Annotated in this window: 9 protein-coding genes and 1 riboswitch; of the genes, 5 read left to right on the top strand and 4 right to left on the bottom strand. The window is 64.9% G+C overall.

Annotation, left to right across the window (positions count from 1 at the left end; genetic code table 11):
• Positions 1–127: 127 nt before the first annotated feature.
• The 4 genes from ALII_RS0118955 to ALII_RS0118940 all read right to left on the bottom strand — a co-directional run bounded on the left by ALII_RS0118955 (position 128) and on the right by ALII_RS0118940 (position 4,882).
• Positions 128–967, bottom strand: a complete 840-nt coding sequence (locus tag ALII_RS0118955) for an ABC transporter ATP-binding protein (RefSeq protein WP_051375951.1) — start codon at positions 965–967, stop codon at positions 128–130.
• Complete coding sequence (locus tag ALII_RS0118950; protein WP_024588790.1) at positions 967–1,944, bottom strand: iron ABC transporter permease; 978 nt, start codon at positions 1,942–1,944, stop codon at positions 967–969. The genes ALII_RS0118955 and ALII_RS0118950 overlap by 1 nt, the downstream gene beginning before the upstream one ends.
• Before the next feature lie 8 nt (positions 1,945–1,952).
• Positions 1,953–2,720, bottom strand: a complete 768-nt coding sequence (locus ALII_RS0118945) for an ABC transporter substrate-binding protein (protein WP_081719049.1) — start codon at positions 2,718–2,720, stop codon at positions 1,953–1,955.
• Between the two features lie 233 nt (positions 2,721–2,953).
• Positions 2,954–4,882 carry a TonB-dependent receptor gene (locus ALII_RS0118940; protein WP_244437472.1) on the bottom strand — a complete coding sequence of 643 codons (1,929 nt, stop codon included), beginning with the start codon at positions 4,880–4,882 and terminating at the stop codon, positions 2,954–2,956.
• Positions 4,883–5,007: 125 nt separating this feature from the next.
• Positions 5,008–5,209: riboswitch (cobalamin riboswitch) on the bottom strand.
• A gap of 278 nt (positions 5,210–5,487) precedes the next feature.
• Here ALII_RS0118940 and ALII_RS0118935 point away from each other — a divergent pair.
• From ALII_RS0118935 to ALII_RS0118915, 5 genes are all read left to right on the top strand, one after another.
• A complete protein-coding gene (locus ALII_RS0118935) occupies positions 5,488–7,152 on the top strand; it encodes an ABC transporter substrate-binding protein (protein WP_024588787.1) in 1,665 nt (554 codons plus the stop codon).
• Between the two features lie 101 nt (positions 7,153–7,253).
• Positions 7,254–8,288 carry an ABC transporter permease gene (locus tag ALII_RS0118930; RefSeq protein ID WP_024588786.1) on the top strand — a complete coding sequence of 345 codons (1,035 nt, stop codon included), beginning with the start codon at positions 7,254–7,256 and terminating at the stop codon, positions 8,286–8,288.
• A 9-nt stretch (positions 8,289–8,297) separates the two neighbouring features.
• Positions 8,298–9,455, top strand: coding sequence for an ABC transporter permease (locus ALII_RS0118925; RefSeq protein WP_024588785.1), 1,158 nt, complete (start codon positions 8,298–8,300; stop codon positions 9,453–9,455).
• A gap of 177 nt (positions 9,456–9,632) precedes the next feature.
• Entirely contained in the window at positions 9,633–12,098 is a 2,466-nt protein-coding gene (locus ALII_RS0118920; protein ID WP_024588784.1) for an ABC transporter ATP-binding protein, read from the top strand.
• A 152-nt stretch (positions 12,099–12,250) separates the two neighbouring features.
• Positions 12,251–13,789: a trimethylamine methyltransferase family protein gene (locus ALII_RS0118915; RefSeq protein ID WP_024588783.1), complete on the top strand. Its 1,539-nt coding sequence runs from the start codon at positions 12,251–12,253 to the stop codon at positions 13,787–13,789.
• Positions 13,790–13,857: the final 68 nt, after the last annotated feature.

The raw sequence follows: 13,857 nt of genomic DNA, 5'->3' as shown, positions 1-13,857 counted from the left end.
GGGGCGGCGGCGAAGTTTTTTCTGAAATGACCCCCACCCTTTATCCCTCCCCACAAGGGGGAGGGAGGCATCCACGCGGCGCTTCCCCTTCAAGCTAGTTGGTGCATTGAAGGGTCAGGCTCGACGCTCACGTCTCCCTCCCCCTTGTGGGGAGGGATACCGGGTGGGGGTCCTCTTCGACCGACTCTTTCAACGCCGATCCATGCTTTGCCAAACCCGTCGGCGCGAAGATCAACCCGCATTCGTCGTGGGCGATGTGGGCGGTGATGCCGAAGACTTCGCGCAGGCGCTCGCCGGTCATGATGTCGGCGGGCTTGCCTTCGGCGACGATGCGGCCTTCGGCCATCACAATCAACCGATCGCACCAGCGGGCGGCGAGCGTCAGGTCGTGGAGGGAGACGAGGAGGGCGCGGCGTTCGCCGGCGAGGCGGCGGAAGGCGGCCATCATGGTCATTTGGTGCGCGGGATCGAGGCCGGAGACGGGTTCGTCGGCAAGGAGGATCGGCGTCGTCTGTGCCATGGCGCGGGCGGCGAGGACGCGGGCCTGTTCGCCGCCGGAGAGTTCGGTGACGGGGCGGTCCGCGAGCGCGGCGACGTCCATGGCTTCCATCGCGTCGGTGACGACCGCGAGGTCGTTTTGCGACAGCGCCCCGAGGCCGCGCCAGGGCGTGCGGCCGAGGCGGACGACGTTTTCGACGGATAGCGGCCAGGCGATGGCGCGGGCTTGCGGGAGGAATGCGATTTCGCGTGCGCGTGCCCGGTCGCTTATGGCGGCGAGATTCTGGCCGTCGAGATCAATCGTGCCGGAGAAGGGCAGGAGGCCGGAGAGGGTTCGCATCAGCGTCGACTTGCCGGCGCCGTTGGGGCCGAGGAGGCCGACAACTTCGCCGGGCTGAAGTGACAGCGCGACATCGTGGAGGATGGGGCGGCCGGACAGGCTGACGGAGAGGTTGCGGGCGGTGAGCATCAGAACAGCTCTCGCCGGGCGCGCACGACGAGCCACAGGAAGAAGGGCGCGCCGATCAGCGCCGTCAGCACGCCGACATTGAGTTCGCGGGTGGGCACGACGAGGCGGGCGGCGATGTCGGCGGCCAGAAGCAGCGCGCCGCCGCCGAGCGCGCTCGGGACGAGGAGGCTGGAGGGCAGGCGGTCGGTGAAGGGGCGCACGAGGTGCGGGACGACGAGGCCGATGAAACCGATGGCGCCCGCGACTGCCGTGCCCGCGCCGACGGCGAGCGCGGTGCCGAGCACGACCAGTAGCCGGGTCGCCGACAGGCGGATGCCGAGGCTGGAGGCGGCTTCCTCGCCGAGCGACAGCGCGTCGAGCGCGCGGGCGGAGGCGGCGAGCAGCAGCCAGCCCAGCGCCATCAGCGGCAGTGCCAGCCAGACATGGCTCATGGAGCGGTCGCGCAGCGAGCCGAGCAACCAGAAGATGATCTCGTAGGAGGCGAAGGGGTTGGGCGACAGGTTCAGGACGAGCGAGGTCAGCGCGCCGGTGAGGCTGGTGAGCGCGACGCCGGCGAGGATGAGCGTGAGCGTCGCGCCGTTGCGCGCCGCGATGGCGAGGAGGAGCACGACGGACAGGGCCGCGCCCGCCAGCGCGCCGGCCGGCAGCGCATAGAGCGAGGCGCCGGCAAGGCCGGTGTAGAAGATCGCCACCGCGCCGAAGGATGCGGATGAGGTGACGCCGATGAGGCCGGGCTCGGCGAGCGGGTTGCGCAGCAAGCCTTGAAGCACTGCACCGGCAAGGCCAAGACTAATGCCGATGGTGAGCGCGAGCAGAGCGCGGGGGAGGCGGATTTCCTGCATGATGATCATGGCAGCCTCGTCGCCGCCGGCGAAGAGACCGGAAACGCTCGAGCGCAAATCGAGATCGGCCGGGCCGACGAGCAGCGAGACGGCAGTCAGGACGAGGCAGGCAAGGCCGAGAATGGCGTTGAGCATCGCGCCTTCTACCGCGCCGGATCGCAGGAAGCGATCTCTTCGCGCAACTCGGTCAAGGCGCGCACGGCTTCGATGACGAAGGGGCCACCGCAGGCCCAGGCTCCGCGCGGCACGAATGCGCCGATGCGCGACGTTTCAAGCGCACGCAGGGCCGGATGGTGGGCGATCTGGTCGGCGAGCGCAGGCGCGTCCGCCATCGGCTCGGAGACGATGACGATGTCGGGCTGGTGCGAGACGAGTTCTTCCAGCGGCAGCGGCGTCATGGCGGAGTAGCCGAGCTCGGTCGCAAGGTTGGTCAGGCCGGCGGCGTCGATGACGCTGTCGGCGAGCGTGCCTTCGCCGAGGACGACGCCGTTCTGCTCGTAGGCGATGGCGGTCGGTTTCATGGGGCACTGGCGTGCGCGCAGGTCGGCGAGGTCGCGCTCATAGGTCGATGCGATCTGTTCGGCCTTGGCGTCCTGGCCGATTAGCGCGCCCATGCGGCGGATCTCGCCGGGGATGGTGTCGACGGACTGGTCGTAGGCGAATTCCTCGACGGCGAAATCGAGCGTTTCGAGGAGGCTTGTCGTGTTGTGGAGCGAGAAGGTGCCGGTGACGACGAGGTCGGGCTTCGCCAGGAACACTTCTTCGGCGCGGCCGCTGTTCTTCGGGTAGGGCGCGGCGTCAGTGTGGAGGAAGGAGAGGGAGGGGTCGAGGGAGAGGTCGGAGAGCGAGGCGATCTGGTCGGGCTCGGCGAGGAGGAGGACGAGCTGGTCGGTGCAGACGTTCATGGACATGACGCGGGGGAGGTCGGCGGCGTGGGCTGTGGTTGATAAGGTGCTGACGAAAACCGCCGACAGCAGCGCCGTACGGCGCCCCCCTCTGGGCTGCCGCCCATCTCCCCCGCAAGGGGGGAGATTAGTCTCGTCGTCGGCGTGCGTGATCTCCCCCCTTGCGGGGGAGATGTCCGGCAGGACAGAGGGGGGCGCGAGTGGGCGCTGACCTTTGCGATCTGCCGGACATCCGCGCATCAGAACCTCGACTTGAAGCCGGCGAAGGCGCCGAAGCCGGGCGTGTTGTAGCCGCGGACGGTCTGGTAGTCCTGGTCGAGGAGGTTTTCGGCGCGGACGTAGAACTCCGTGCTCTCGGTTGCCTGATAGGCCACCTTGGCGTTGACGAGCACGTAGTCGTCGAGTTCGACACTTGCGCCGCTGACTTCATCAACCGTGTCGAGCGCAATTTTGGCGTCGGCGGAGATCGTCCACTTTTCCGCCGGGCGGTAGGCTGCCGACAGGCCGATCTCGTGGCGCGGGACGCGGACGTTGCGATTGCCGTTGGCGTCGCGGGTGGAGGTGTAGGTGTAGGCTGCGCCGAGCGCGAGCGACGTGTTGACATCGTAGATAACTGACGCCTCGACGCCCTGCTGGCGTGAGCGGCCGGGTATCTGCACATAGGCGCAAGAAAATGGCACGTTCTCTACGCAATCGATCAAGTTATCGATTGTCAGATCGAAGTAAGTCAAATTGACCATTGCCCGATCTTGAAGGAAGCGTTGTTCGATTCCCACGTCAAAACCGACGCTGGTTTCTGGCTGCAGTGATGGATTTCCGACCGGAAGTCCTCCCTCAAACAGCGGGGGGGCCAAAAGCTCATAGAGACTAGGTGCTCGGAAACCTGAGCCCACCGAACCGTAGATGCGTGGTCCGTGGGGATCAATTTCATACGATGCCGCAAGCCGATACGTTGAAGCACCTCCGAAAAGCGAGTGGTTGTCGTGCCGAACGCCTGCTGAAAACGCCAACGCATCAGTGGGCTCAAAACGGGTCAAAAGCCATGTTCCGGTCAAATCGACGGAACTGTCGATCGGTGGCGAAGCTGCATCATCCACAAACTTGGCGGACTGACGCTCATGGTCGACGCCGAACTGAACCGTAGCCCAGTTGGTCAAATCAAAGGCGCCTTGATAGTCGAACTTTGTACGATCCCCCTGATAATCTGCAGAATAGGGGCCAAACCGAGATACGAGGAAGAGATCGCGATCAAGACCGGACGCCTGGATGGAAAACGTATTGCGAAAGCGTCCATCAAGGAGATTGAGATTGAAGCCAGCACGGCCTGCCAACTGTCTTTGCGAGTTAACGTTTAGCCCGGCGATATCATCAGCCGGCGGCTCCACGTTGTCGTCATCGAAATCCGCTTCCGCGTCGATATACAGCAGCGACCCAAAAACCGACACCACGTCGTTCACACGATACTCGCCTGCGGCGTCGAAGGTGACGTTCTCGTAGCCGTCGCGCTCGCTTCCAGCCGCCGCCGCCGAGATGCCGTCAGTGCGGAAGCCGGCGATGTTGATGGCGGCTTTGGCGTCCTCGTTGGCGGCGCGCAGGCCGTAGGAGCCGCGGGCGGTGCCGAAGGAGCCGCCTTCGCCGTGCAGGAGGTGGGTGACGCCCGGCTCGATGTCGCCGAGCGTCGAGAGGCCGATGACGCCGGCGATGGCATCGGAGCCGTAGAGCGTCGATTGCGAGCCCTTCAGCACCTCGATCGTGTCGATGCCGGACGAGAGGAGATACTGATAGGAGGTCTGGACCTGCGGGCTGGTCGGATCGGAGATGTCGATGCCGTTATAGAGCGTCTTGACGTAGCGGCGCGGTGCGCCGCGCACCGAGAGCGAGCCTTCGCCGCCGGGGCCGCCGGGGGTGGAGATGGAAATGCCGGGCAGGCGGTCGAGATAGTCGATGACGAGCCGCTGCGACTTTTCCTCGATCTCCTCGCGGGAGACGGTCTCGACGCGTGAGCCGGTCTTGGTCGCGTCGGTCGGCGCGCGGTTGGGCGTGACGACGATCTGCGGCAGTTCGGTGAACTGGGCGTGTGCCGGCAGGCTTGCCAGAATGGCGATGGCGGAGACGGCGCAGGCCGTGCCGAAATTGGAAATATGCATTCGATCCCCCGTGCCGGCCACGTGTCGCGGGCGGCAGCTCAAGCTTCTCAATGATGCTGGGAAAAGGAACCGTTGCAGCCCCGATATCGCCAGCGATGACAGAAGTCACCACTGCGAAACACAGCCCCGGACACGCCCCGCATCCGGCAAAAGGTGACACTCGAGGCAGGTTTCCTGGCTCGCGCTTCGGCGGATCATTCCCCTTCCCGGGCGAGCCCAGTGGGTTGTCGAATGTCCTCGGCGCTTACAGTTGCGGGGGCAGCCACGGCTCGGACGAAGCCTCGTCCTTCCGTATTCCCTCTTAGCCAGCGTCCGACGACGCTAGGCACCTCAAGCTGTCGGATGGGTAGCAGGGCGGGAAAGCCCGCGTCAATCGGCGCTGTCACCAACTTGTTATCACGGCATGCTTCTGTGGCCCGGCCGCCACTTGGGCGGCAGGCGACGTAACGTCAAATTTTGTCGCATCAGTGGCGAAAAAGCGCCATCCATGTCGCATTTGCGCGGTTCGCGGCAGGCGTTGCGGGGCACATTCAGCGCCGAACATCCTGATCCGGCATCGTTTTTGACAATGACGGGCCGATACGGGATGCTAGGGGTTCAGGCAAAAATAATGGGAGATGACAGTCATGAGGTTCTTCAAGAGCGAAGGCGATCGCGTTCCCGCGCATGTCGAAAAGATGGCGGAAGAGGCCAAGGCCGGCGATCTGGACCGTCGCGAATTCCTGGCGCTGGCCAGCACCTTCGGCGCGACGACCGCGCTTGCCTATTCGATGCTTGGCATGGCGATGCCGGGCAAGGCGCTTGCGCAGGACGCAGGCGAACCCGTCACCGGTGGCACGCTGCGCGTCGCCATGTTCGTCAAGGCCAACAAGGACCCGCGCACGGCCGACTGGTCCGAAATCGCCAACGGCATGCGCCAGTCGCTCGAGCCGCTGGTCAAGTACACCCGTGAGTTCACCTTCGAAGGCCGGCTGCTGGAAAGCTGGGAAGTCAACGAGGACGCGACCGAATACCTGCTCAACGTGCGCCAGGGCGTGACCTGGACGAATGGTGACGAATTCAACGCGGACGATGTCATCTACAATCTGACGCGCTGGGCCGACCAGGAAGCCGAAGGCAACTCGATGGCGACGCGCGTCTCCTCGATGATCGATCCGGACACCAAGAAGCTGCGCGAAGGCGCGATCGAGCGCGTCGACGATTACACGATCAAGCTGACGCTGCCCGAGCCGGACGTGTCCATCATTCCCGGCTTCGCCGACTATCCGGCGCTCATCGTGCACCCGACCTTCGACGAGACCGGCGCGGACTGGGTGGCGAACCCGATCGGCACCGGGCCGTTCGAACTCGTGTCCTATTCGGTCGGCGACCGCATCGTCTTCCAGCGCCGCACCAACGGCGCCTGGTGGGACGGCGAGGCCTATCTCGACGGCATCGAATTCATCGACTACGGCACCGATCCGGCGGCGATGGTTTCGGCTTTCGAATCCGGCGAGGTCCACACCAATTACGAGACGACGTCGGACTATCTCGACATCATGGACGGCATCGGGCTCGTGCGCTCGGAAGTCATGACGGGCACGACGCTGTGCATCCGCATGAACGTCGACAACGCGCCCTATGACGACCAGAACGTGCGCAAGGCCGTGCAGTACGGTGTCGACAACAACGTCATCCTGCAACTTGGCATCGACAATGCCGGCGAGAAGGCCGACAACTACCACGTCGCGCCGATCCAGCCGGACCACGTCGAGATCGCCACGCATGAGCGCGATGTCGAGCGCGCCAAGCAGTTGATGGAAGAAGCCGGCCAGATGGATTTCGAGCACGAAATCATCTCTGTCGACGAAACCTGGCACCGCAATTCGTGCGATGCCGTCGCCGCGCAGCTTCGCGATGCCGGCTTCAAGGTGAAGCGGACGGTGCTTCCGGGCTCGACCTTCTGGAACGACTGGACGAAGTATCCCTTCTCCGCCACGAACTGGAACATGCGCCCGCTCGGCATCCAGGTCATCGCGCTCGCCTACAAGTCCGGCGGAAGCTGGAACGAGACGGCCTTTGCGAACGAAGAGCTCGACGGGCTGATCGCCCAGGGCCTCGCGATCGGGGATTCGGAAGAGCGCAAGGAAGTGATGGGGAAGATCGAGACGATCATCCAGGATTCCGGCATCATCATCCAGCCTTACTGGCGCACGCTCTACAACCACTCGGTCGAGGCAGTGAAGAACCACGGCATGCACCCGACCTTCGAGATCGATCTCGGCAAGGTGTGGCTGGCCGAAGGCGCCTGATCACGCGCTTGCGACGCGAAATGCGGAGGCCGGGACCCGGCCTCCGCGAGACTGCTTCGGGAACATAACAATAAAACCCCAACCAGAACGGCAGGGGGCACATGCTGTCTTTCATCTTGCGGCGTCTCGGCGTCATGGCACTCACCATGGTCTGCCTGACGCTGGTGGTGTTCTTCCTCGTCAATCTGGAGCCGAATTTGCGGCGCCTGTCGATCAGCCAGATCGACATGCGGTCCTCGGACGCGCAGATCGAGCAATGGCTGGTCAATAACGGCTATCGCGAGCCGTTCTTCGTGCGCTACGGCCAGTGGCTCGGCGTGGTGCCCAAGCAGCCGGCGACCAATGCCGCAGGCGAGGCGCAGCCGCGGTTCAGCTACTGCTCGGGGCCGATGGAGCCGGGCTATTCGGGCATCATCCAGGGCGACTGGGGGTGTTCGACCAAGTTCCGCACGTCGGTCGAGAACAGGCTGTTCCCGGCGCTGGCGGCGACGGGCAAGCTGATGTTCTGGGTGATGGTGACGATGGTGCCCATCGCGCTTTTGATGGGTATCCTCGCGGGTATGCGGGAGGGCACGCGGACGGACCGCACCCTGTCGGTCGCGGCCATCACCACGACGGCGACGCCCGAATACGTCTCGGGCGTCATCTTCACGGTGATCTTCGCCTCCTGGCTCGGCTGGCTCAACGGCTCGGCGGCGAGCGCGACCAATCAGGGCATCACCTTCAACAATTTCACCTTGCCGGTGATGACGATGGCGATCTACGGCATCGGCTACATCGCCCGCATGACGCGCGCCTCGATGGTCGAGGTGATGACGCAGCAATATATCCGCACGGCGCGGCTGAAGGGCCTCGGCTTTTCGACCGTCGTCATCAAGCACGCGCTGCGCAACGCGCTGATCGCGCCGTTCACCGTGATCATGCTGCAGTTTCCCTGGCTCTTGACCGGCGTCGTCATCGTCGAGGTGATGTTCCGCTACCAGGGCTTCGGATTCACGCTGGTGGAGGCGGCGGGCAACAACGACATCGACATGCTTCTCGGCTGCTCGCTGGTCTCGGTCTTCGTCGTGCTGTTCACGCAGCTCATTTCCGACGTCGGCTATGCCTATCTCAATCCGCGCATTCGCGTTCAGTAGGGGGCGGGCATGGAGCACGAATATTTGAGCGCATTCGGCATTCTGACCGGCGTCCTCGCCAGGTTCTGGCCGGTCTGGATCGCGCTTGCCATCGTCCTCGGCGCGAGCTTCGCGTTTCGCAAGCGGCTTGGCCTTTACGGCGAACTCTTCGGCAATCCGGTCGGCGTGGTCGGCGTGACGATCTGCTATTTCTGGCTGTTCACGGCGATCTTTGCCGGCACGATCGCGCCGTTCGATCCGCTCGGCCAGATGCTGATGATGAAGGACGCGCTGCCGGGCGCGATCGAAACGGAATCCGGGCAGGCCTATCTGTTTGGCGGCGACCGGCTTGCGCGCGACATCTTCTCGCGCACCATTTATGGCAGCCAGATCGTGCTCCTGATCGCGCCTGCGGCGACCGGCTTTGCGCTGATGGTGGGAACGACGCTGGGGCTGCCGGCCGGCTATTATGGCGGGCGGATCGACTCTTTCCTGTCATTCCTCGCCAATCTCGTCCTCGCCTTCCCGGTGATCCTGCTCTTCTACCTGCTGGTCACCCCCGGCATCATGGAAACGCCGATCCCCTACGCGATGGCGGGGCTGTTCTTCCTGTTTCCGATCATCTTTTTTGCGACGCTCTTCTACACGCGCAACAAGCATCGGCCGGGGCTGCTCGCGATCCAGCTCGGGCTGACATTTCTGATCGGCGGGTGGATCTATGCGGGGCTGGTGTTCGACGCCGACCCGCTTCGCCTCATCCGCATCTCGCCGAACGAGCTCAACATCTTCGTGGCCGTGGTGTTCGCATCGAGCCCGGGCGTGTTCCGCATCGTGCGCGGGCTCGTGATGGACATCAAGACGCGCGACTACGTGGCGGCGGCGCAGACGCGCGGCGAGACGCCCTGGTACATCATGCTGTGGGAAGTGCTGCCCAATGCGCGCGGGCCGCTGATCGTCGATGCGTGCCTGCGCATTGGCTACACGACGATCCTGCTCGGCACGCTCGGCTATTTCGGTCTCGGCCTGTCGCCGGAGAGCCCCGATTGGGGCACGGCGATCAAGGATGCGAGCCGGCTCTTGCGCGCATATGTGCATCCCGCGCTTCCGCCGGTCATCGCGCTGATGAGTTTCGTGCTGGGGCTCAATCTGCTGGCGGATGCACTGCGTGAGCAGTCGTTGAAGGATTGATGCGACGATGATCGGTTCACCCCCCTCTGCCCTGCTGGGCATCTCCCCCTCAAGGGGGGAGATCACGCTCTCAGACCTCTGCGATTGGCTGATCTCCCCCCTTGAGGGGGAGATGGCCGGCAGGCCAGAGGGGGGTGTCTCGCGGTGCCCGATCCTTCGATCAGGGGAAGTTTGGCCATGAACGAGACCGTCAAATCCTCCGCCGTCGAGGGTGCCGCGCCGATCCTCGAGATCGAGAACCTGTCCATCTCCTTCTTCACCAAGCGCGGGGAAATCCCGGCGGTGATGGATTTTTCCTGCTCGGTCATGCCGGGCGAGGCGATGGGGATCGTGGGGGAGTCGGGCTGCGGGAAGTCGACCGTCTCGCTCGGCATCATGCGCGATCTCTCCAATGTCGGGAAGATCGTCGGCGGGCGGATCAAGTTCCAGGGCCGCGACATGGGCGACATGTCGGATGACGAACTTCGCGCCATTCGCGGCAACAAGATCGCGATGATCTACCAGGAGCCGATGGCGAGCCTGAACCCGGCCATGAAGGTCGGCAAGCAGTTGATGGAAGTGCCGATCATCCACGAGAAGGTTTCCAAGAAGGAAGCCTACGACCGCGCGCTCGACATGCTGACGGCGGTGCGGCTGCCGGACCCGGCGCGCATCATGGATTCCTATCCGCACCAGCTTTCGGGCGGCCAGCAGCAGCGCATCGTCATCGCCATGGCGCTTTTGTCGAAGCCCGCGCTGCTCCTCCTCGACGAGCCGACCACGGCGCTCGACGTGACGGTGGAGGCCGGCATCGTCCAGCTCGTCAAGGATCTCGGCAAACGCTTCGGCACGTCGATGATCTTCGTCTCGCACAATCTCGGGCTGATCCTGGAGACCTGCGACCGGATCACGGTGATGTATTCGGGCGAGGCGGTGGAGACGGGCTCGATCCGCGACGTCTTCGACCATATGCGCCATCCTTATACGCAAGGGTTGTTCCGCTCGATCCCATTGCCCGGCGCCGACAAGAACTCGCGGCCGCTGATCGCCATTCCCGGTCAGTTGCCGCTGCCGCACGAGCGGCCGAAGGGCTGCAATTTCGGCCCGCGCTGCCACCATTTCGTGGAGGGCGTGTGCAACGCCGCCGAAATCCCGATGGTAGTAGTGGAAGGGCACGAGGCGCACTTGAGCCGCTGCGTGCGGTTCGACCAGATCGACTGGGCGGCGCTGCCGGAAGGCGCGAAGACGCAGAAGGAAGCGGTGAAGCCGGGCGCGCCGGTGCTGCGGATCGAGAAGCTGAAGAAGCACTACGAGGTCGCCGCCAACGCGATCTTCGGCGGCGGCGACACGCGCACCGTCAAGGCCAACGAGCAGATCAGCTTCGAGGCGCGCGAGAGCGAGACGGTCGCGATCGTCGGCGAGAGCGGCTGCGGGAAGTCGACGCTGGCGAAGGTGCTGCTCGGGCTGGAGACGGCAACGGACGGCACCGTCACCCTCGACAACAAGCCGATCGGCAATACCGGCATTGAGGCCCGCGACACGGAAACGATTTCGTCGATCCAGATGGTGTTCCAGAACCCGTTCGACACGCTCAACCCGAGCCATTCGGTCGGGGCGCAGATCATTCGGACGCTGGAGAAGTTCAAGGTCGGCAGTAACACGGCCGAGCGCAAACAGCGTATGTTCGAGCTGCTCGATCTCGTGAAGCTGCCGCGCGCGTTCGCAACGCGCATGCCGCGCCAGCTTTCGGGCGGGCAGAAGCAGCGCATCGGCGTCGCGCGCGCCTTTGCCGGCAATGCGCGGGTGGTGGTGGCCGACGAGCCGGTGTCGGCGCTCGACGTCTCGGTGCAGGCGGCGGTGACCGAACTCCTGATGGACATCCAGCGCAAGAACAAGACGACGATGCTGTTCATCAGCCACGACCTCTCCGTCGTGCGCTATCTCGCCGACCGCGTCGTCGTCATGTATCTCGGTCATATCGTGGAGCAGGGGACGACCGACCAGATATTCGCGCCGCCCTACCACCCCTATACCGAGGCGCTTTTGTCGGCGATTCCGATCGCCGACACGTCGGTGGTGAAGAAGCACATCGTGCTCGAAGGCGACATTCCCTCGGCGATGAACCCGCCTTCGGGCTGCCCGTTCCAGACGCGCTGCAACTACAAGCACCTGGTGCCCGGCAACAAATGCGAAACCGAGCTGCCCCCGCTGCGCGAGCTGGGCGGCGGGCACAAGAGCCTTTGCTGGCTCGACGATGGCGAACTGGCGAAGATGGAGCCGGTGATCAGTTTCGATGGCGACAGGCCCGCCGACGCTGCCAGCCTGCCGCCGGCTGCGGATGCGCCGCGCGGCCATGTGCAGGACGCCGCAGAACATCCGGTGGAAGATGGCGTGCCGGGCGGCGAGCCGCCAGTCTTGGCTTCGAAGGCGATGACGGCGGTGCCGGGTGATTCCGCGCCGGAAAAATCGCTGACGGAAGCCGGCGAGGGACGGTCTGCCGCCAGCGCCGAGGTGAAGCCGGGGTTGGCAGCGACGGCGAAGGAAGAGGCCGAGGCGGCCGGCGCCAAGCCGAAGCCGAGCAGGCCCATCCACGTGGCGGCTTCGCCCGAGGAAGCGCGCCGCGCGATCGGTGCCCGGCCGGTGAACGGGCCGGACAAGGGCTGAAGCGGGCAGCCTCCCGCGATTTATAAGGAGCGACATGATGCGTCGCTCCTGTCGCTTTGTTCCATCGATGCCGGCGTGAACTGGCGCGATCATCGTAATCCGATGTCGTATTTCTTCTAGCGAAGCCCGCCGCTGCTTTGCACATTGGCGGCATGACACAAACGCGCCGCCGCCGTTCCGCCGACCGTGCCCGCCGCTCCGAGGATGCGGGCATCGCGCAATTGCCGCGCCGCGCGGTGCGCAATCCCTATCCGCCGATGGCGCTGCTCTCGGCCGACCAGATCGAGGCGATCCACGACGCCTCCATGCACATCCTCGAAAATTTCGGCGTCGAGATCATGAGTGCGCGGGCACGTTCGATCTTCGCGGCGGCGGGGGCGGACGTCGATCATGCGAACGGGCTGGTGCGGCTCGACCGGGGGCTCGTGCTGGAAGCGGTCGCCAAGGCGCCGTCGTCGTTTCACCTGACGCCGCGCAATTTGGCGAACCGGCTGACGATCGGCGGCGACGCGATCAATTTCACGCTCGTCGCCGGCCCACCCAATGTCCACGACATGGAGCGCGGGCGGCGGTCGGGCAACTATGCCGACTATTGCGACCTCGTGCGGCTGGCGCAGCATTTCAACTGCATCCACATGCTCGGCAACCAGGTTTGCGCGCCGATCGAGTTGCCGGCCAATTCGCGCCATCTCGACACCTATCGCGCCAATTTGACGCTGACCGACAAGGCGTTTCACGTCTCGGCGATCGGCGCGGGGCGGGCGCTGGACGGTGTGACGATGGCGGCGATCGCGCGCGGGCTGACGCTCGATGAGATCCGCGATGACCCAGCGGTGACGACGATCATCTCCGTCAACTCGCCGCGCCGGTTCGATGGCGACATGCTGGACGGCATGATTGCCATGTCGGAGCACGGCCAGTCGGTCTGCGTGACGCCGTTCACGCTGATGGGCGCGATGAGCCCGGTGACGCTGGCGGGCGCGCTGGCGCAGCAGAATGCCGAGGCGCTGGCCGGCATCGCGCTGACGCAACTCGTGCGACCTGGCGCGCCGGCGATCTACGGCGCGTTCACCTCGAACGTCGACATGAAGTCGGGCGCGCCGGCGTTCGGCACGCCGGAGAACACGAAGGCGAACATTGCATCGGGGCAACTCGCGCGGAGGTACGGGTTGCCGTACCGGACGACGCCGGGCTCGGCCTCCAATGCCGCCGATGCGCAAGGTTCCTACGAGACCATGATGGCGCTGTGGGGCGCCGTGCTCGGCCATGGCAACCTCGTCTACCACGCCGCCGGCTGGCAGGAAGGCGGGCTGACGGCGAGCTTCGAGAAGTTCGTCATCGACGTGGAGATGATCCAGCACATGATGGAGTTCCTGCAGCCGATCACCGTTGATGACGGGGAACTCGCGCTCGACGCGCTCGGCCGCGTGCCGACGGGCGGGCACTTCTTCGGCGATGCCCACACGCTGGAGCGCTATTCGACGGCGTTCTATCAGCCGATTTTGTCCAACTGGCAGAACTTCGAGAGCTGGGAGGAGGCAGGCGGGCTGGACGCGACGCACCGCGCGACGGCGGTCTGGAAGAAGGCGCTGGAGGAGTATGTCGAGCCGGTGATGGATGCGGGGGTTCGCGAGGAGCTCGATGCGTATGTGGCGCGGCGGCGCGAGGATATTGGGGGCGGGGAGCCTTGATTTTCGCTGATCGCTTGAAGTCGGCGCTCTACGGCGCCCCCCTCTGTCCTGCCGGACATCTCCCCCGC

This window comes from Aliihoeflea sp. 2WW, from assembly GCF_000497755.1.
In the GTDB taxonomy this organism is placed as follows: domain Bacteria; phylum Pseudomonadota; class Alphaproteobacteria; order Rhizobiales; family Rhizobiaceae; genus Aliihoeflea.
Note: the sequence above shows the minus strand (reverse complement) of the source record. Positions and strands in the feature narration are given on the sequence as shown.

Bases quoted from the DNA above. Each gene is read 5' to 3' on its own strand.
- ALII_RS0118915 (WP_024588783.1), top strand. From the start codon at position 12,251: ATGACACAAACGCGCCGCCGCCGTTCCGCCGACCGTGCCCGCCGCTCC.
- ALII_RS0118930 (WP_024588786.1), top strand. From the start codon at position 7,254: ATGCTGTCTTTCATCTTGCGGCGTCTCGGCGTCATGGCACTCACCATG.
- ALII_RS0118925 (WP_024588785.1), top strand. From the start codon at position 8,298: ATGGAGCACGAATATTTGAGCGCATTCGGCATTCTGACCGGCGTCCTC.
- ALII_RS0118935 (WP_024588787.1), top strand. From the start codon at position 5,488: ATGAGGTTCTTCAAGAGCGAAGGCGATCGCGTTCCCGCGCATGTCGAA.
- ALII_RS0118945 (WP_081719049.1), bottom strand. From the start codon at position 2,720: ATGTCCATGAACGTCTGCACCGACCAGCTCGTCCTCCTCCTCGCCGAG.
- ALII_RS0118950 (WP_024588790.1), bottom strand. From the start codon at position 1,944: ATGCTCAACGCCATTCTCGGCCTTGCCTGCCTCGTCCTGACTGCCGTC.
- ALII_RS0118920 (WP_024588784.1), top strand. From the start codon at position 9,633: ATGAACGAGACCGTCAAATCCTCCGCCGTCGAGGGTGCCGCGCCGATC.
- ALII_RS0118955 (WP_051375951.1), bottom strand. From the start codon at position 967: ATGCTCACCGCCCGCAACCTCTCCGTCAGCCTGTCCGGCCGCCCCATC.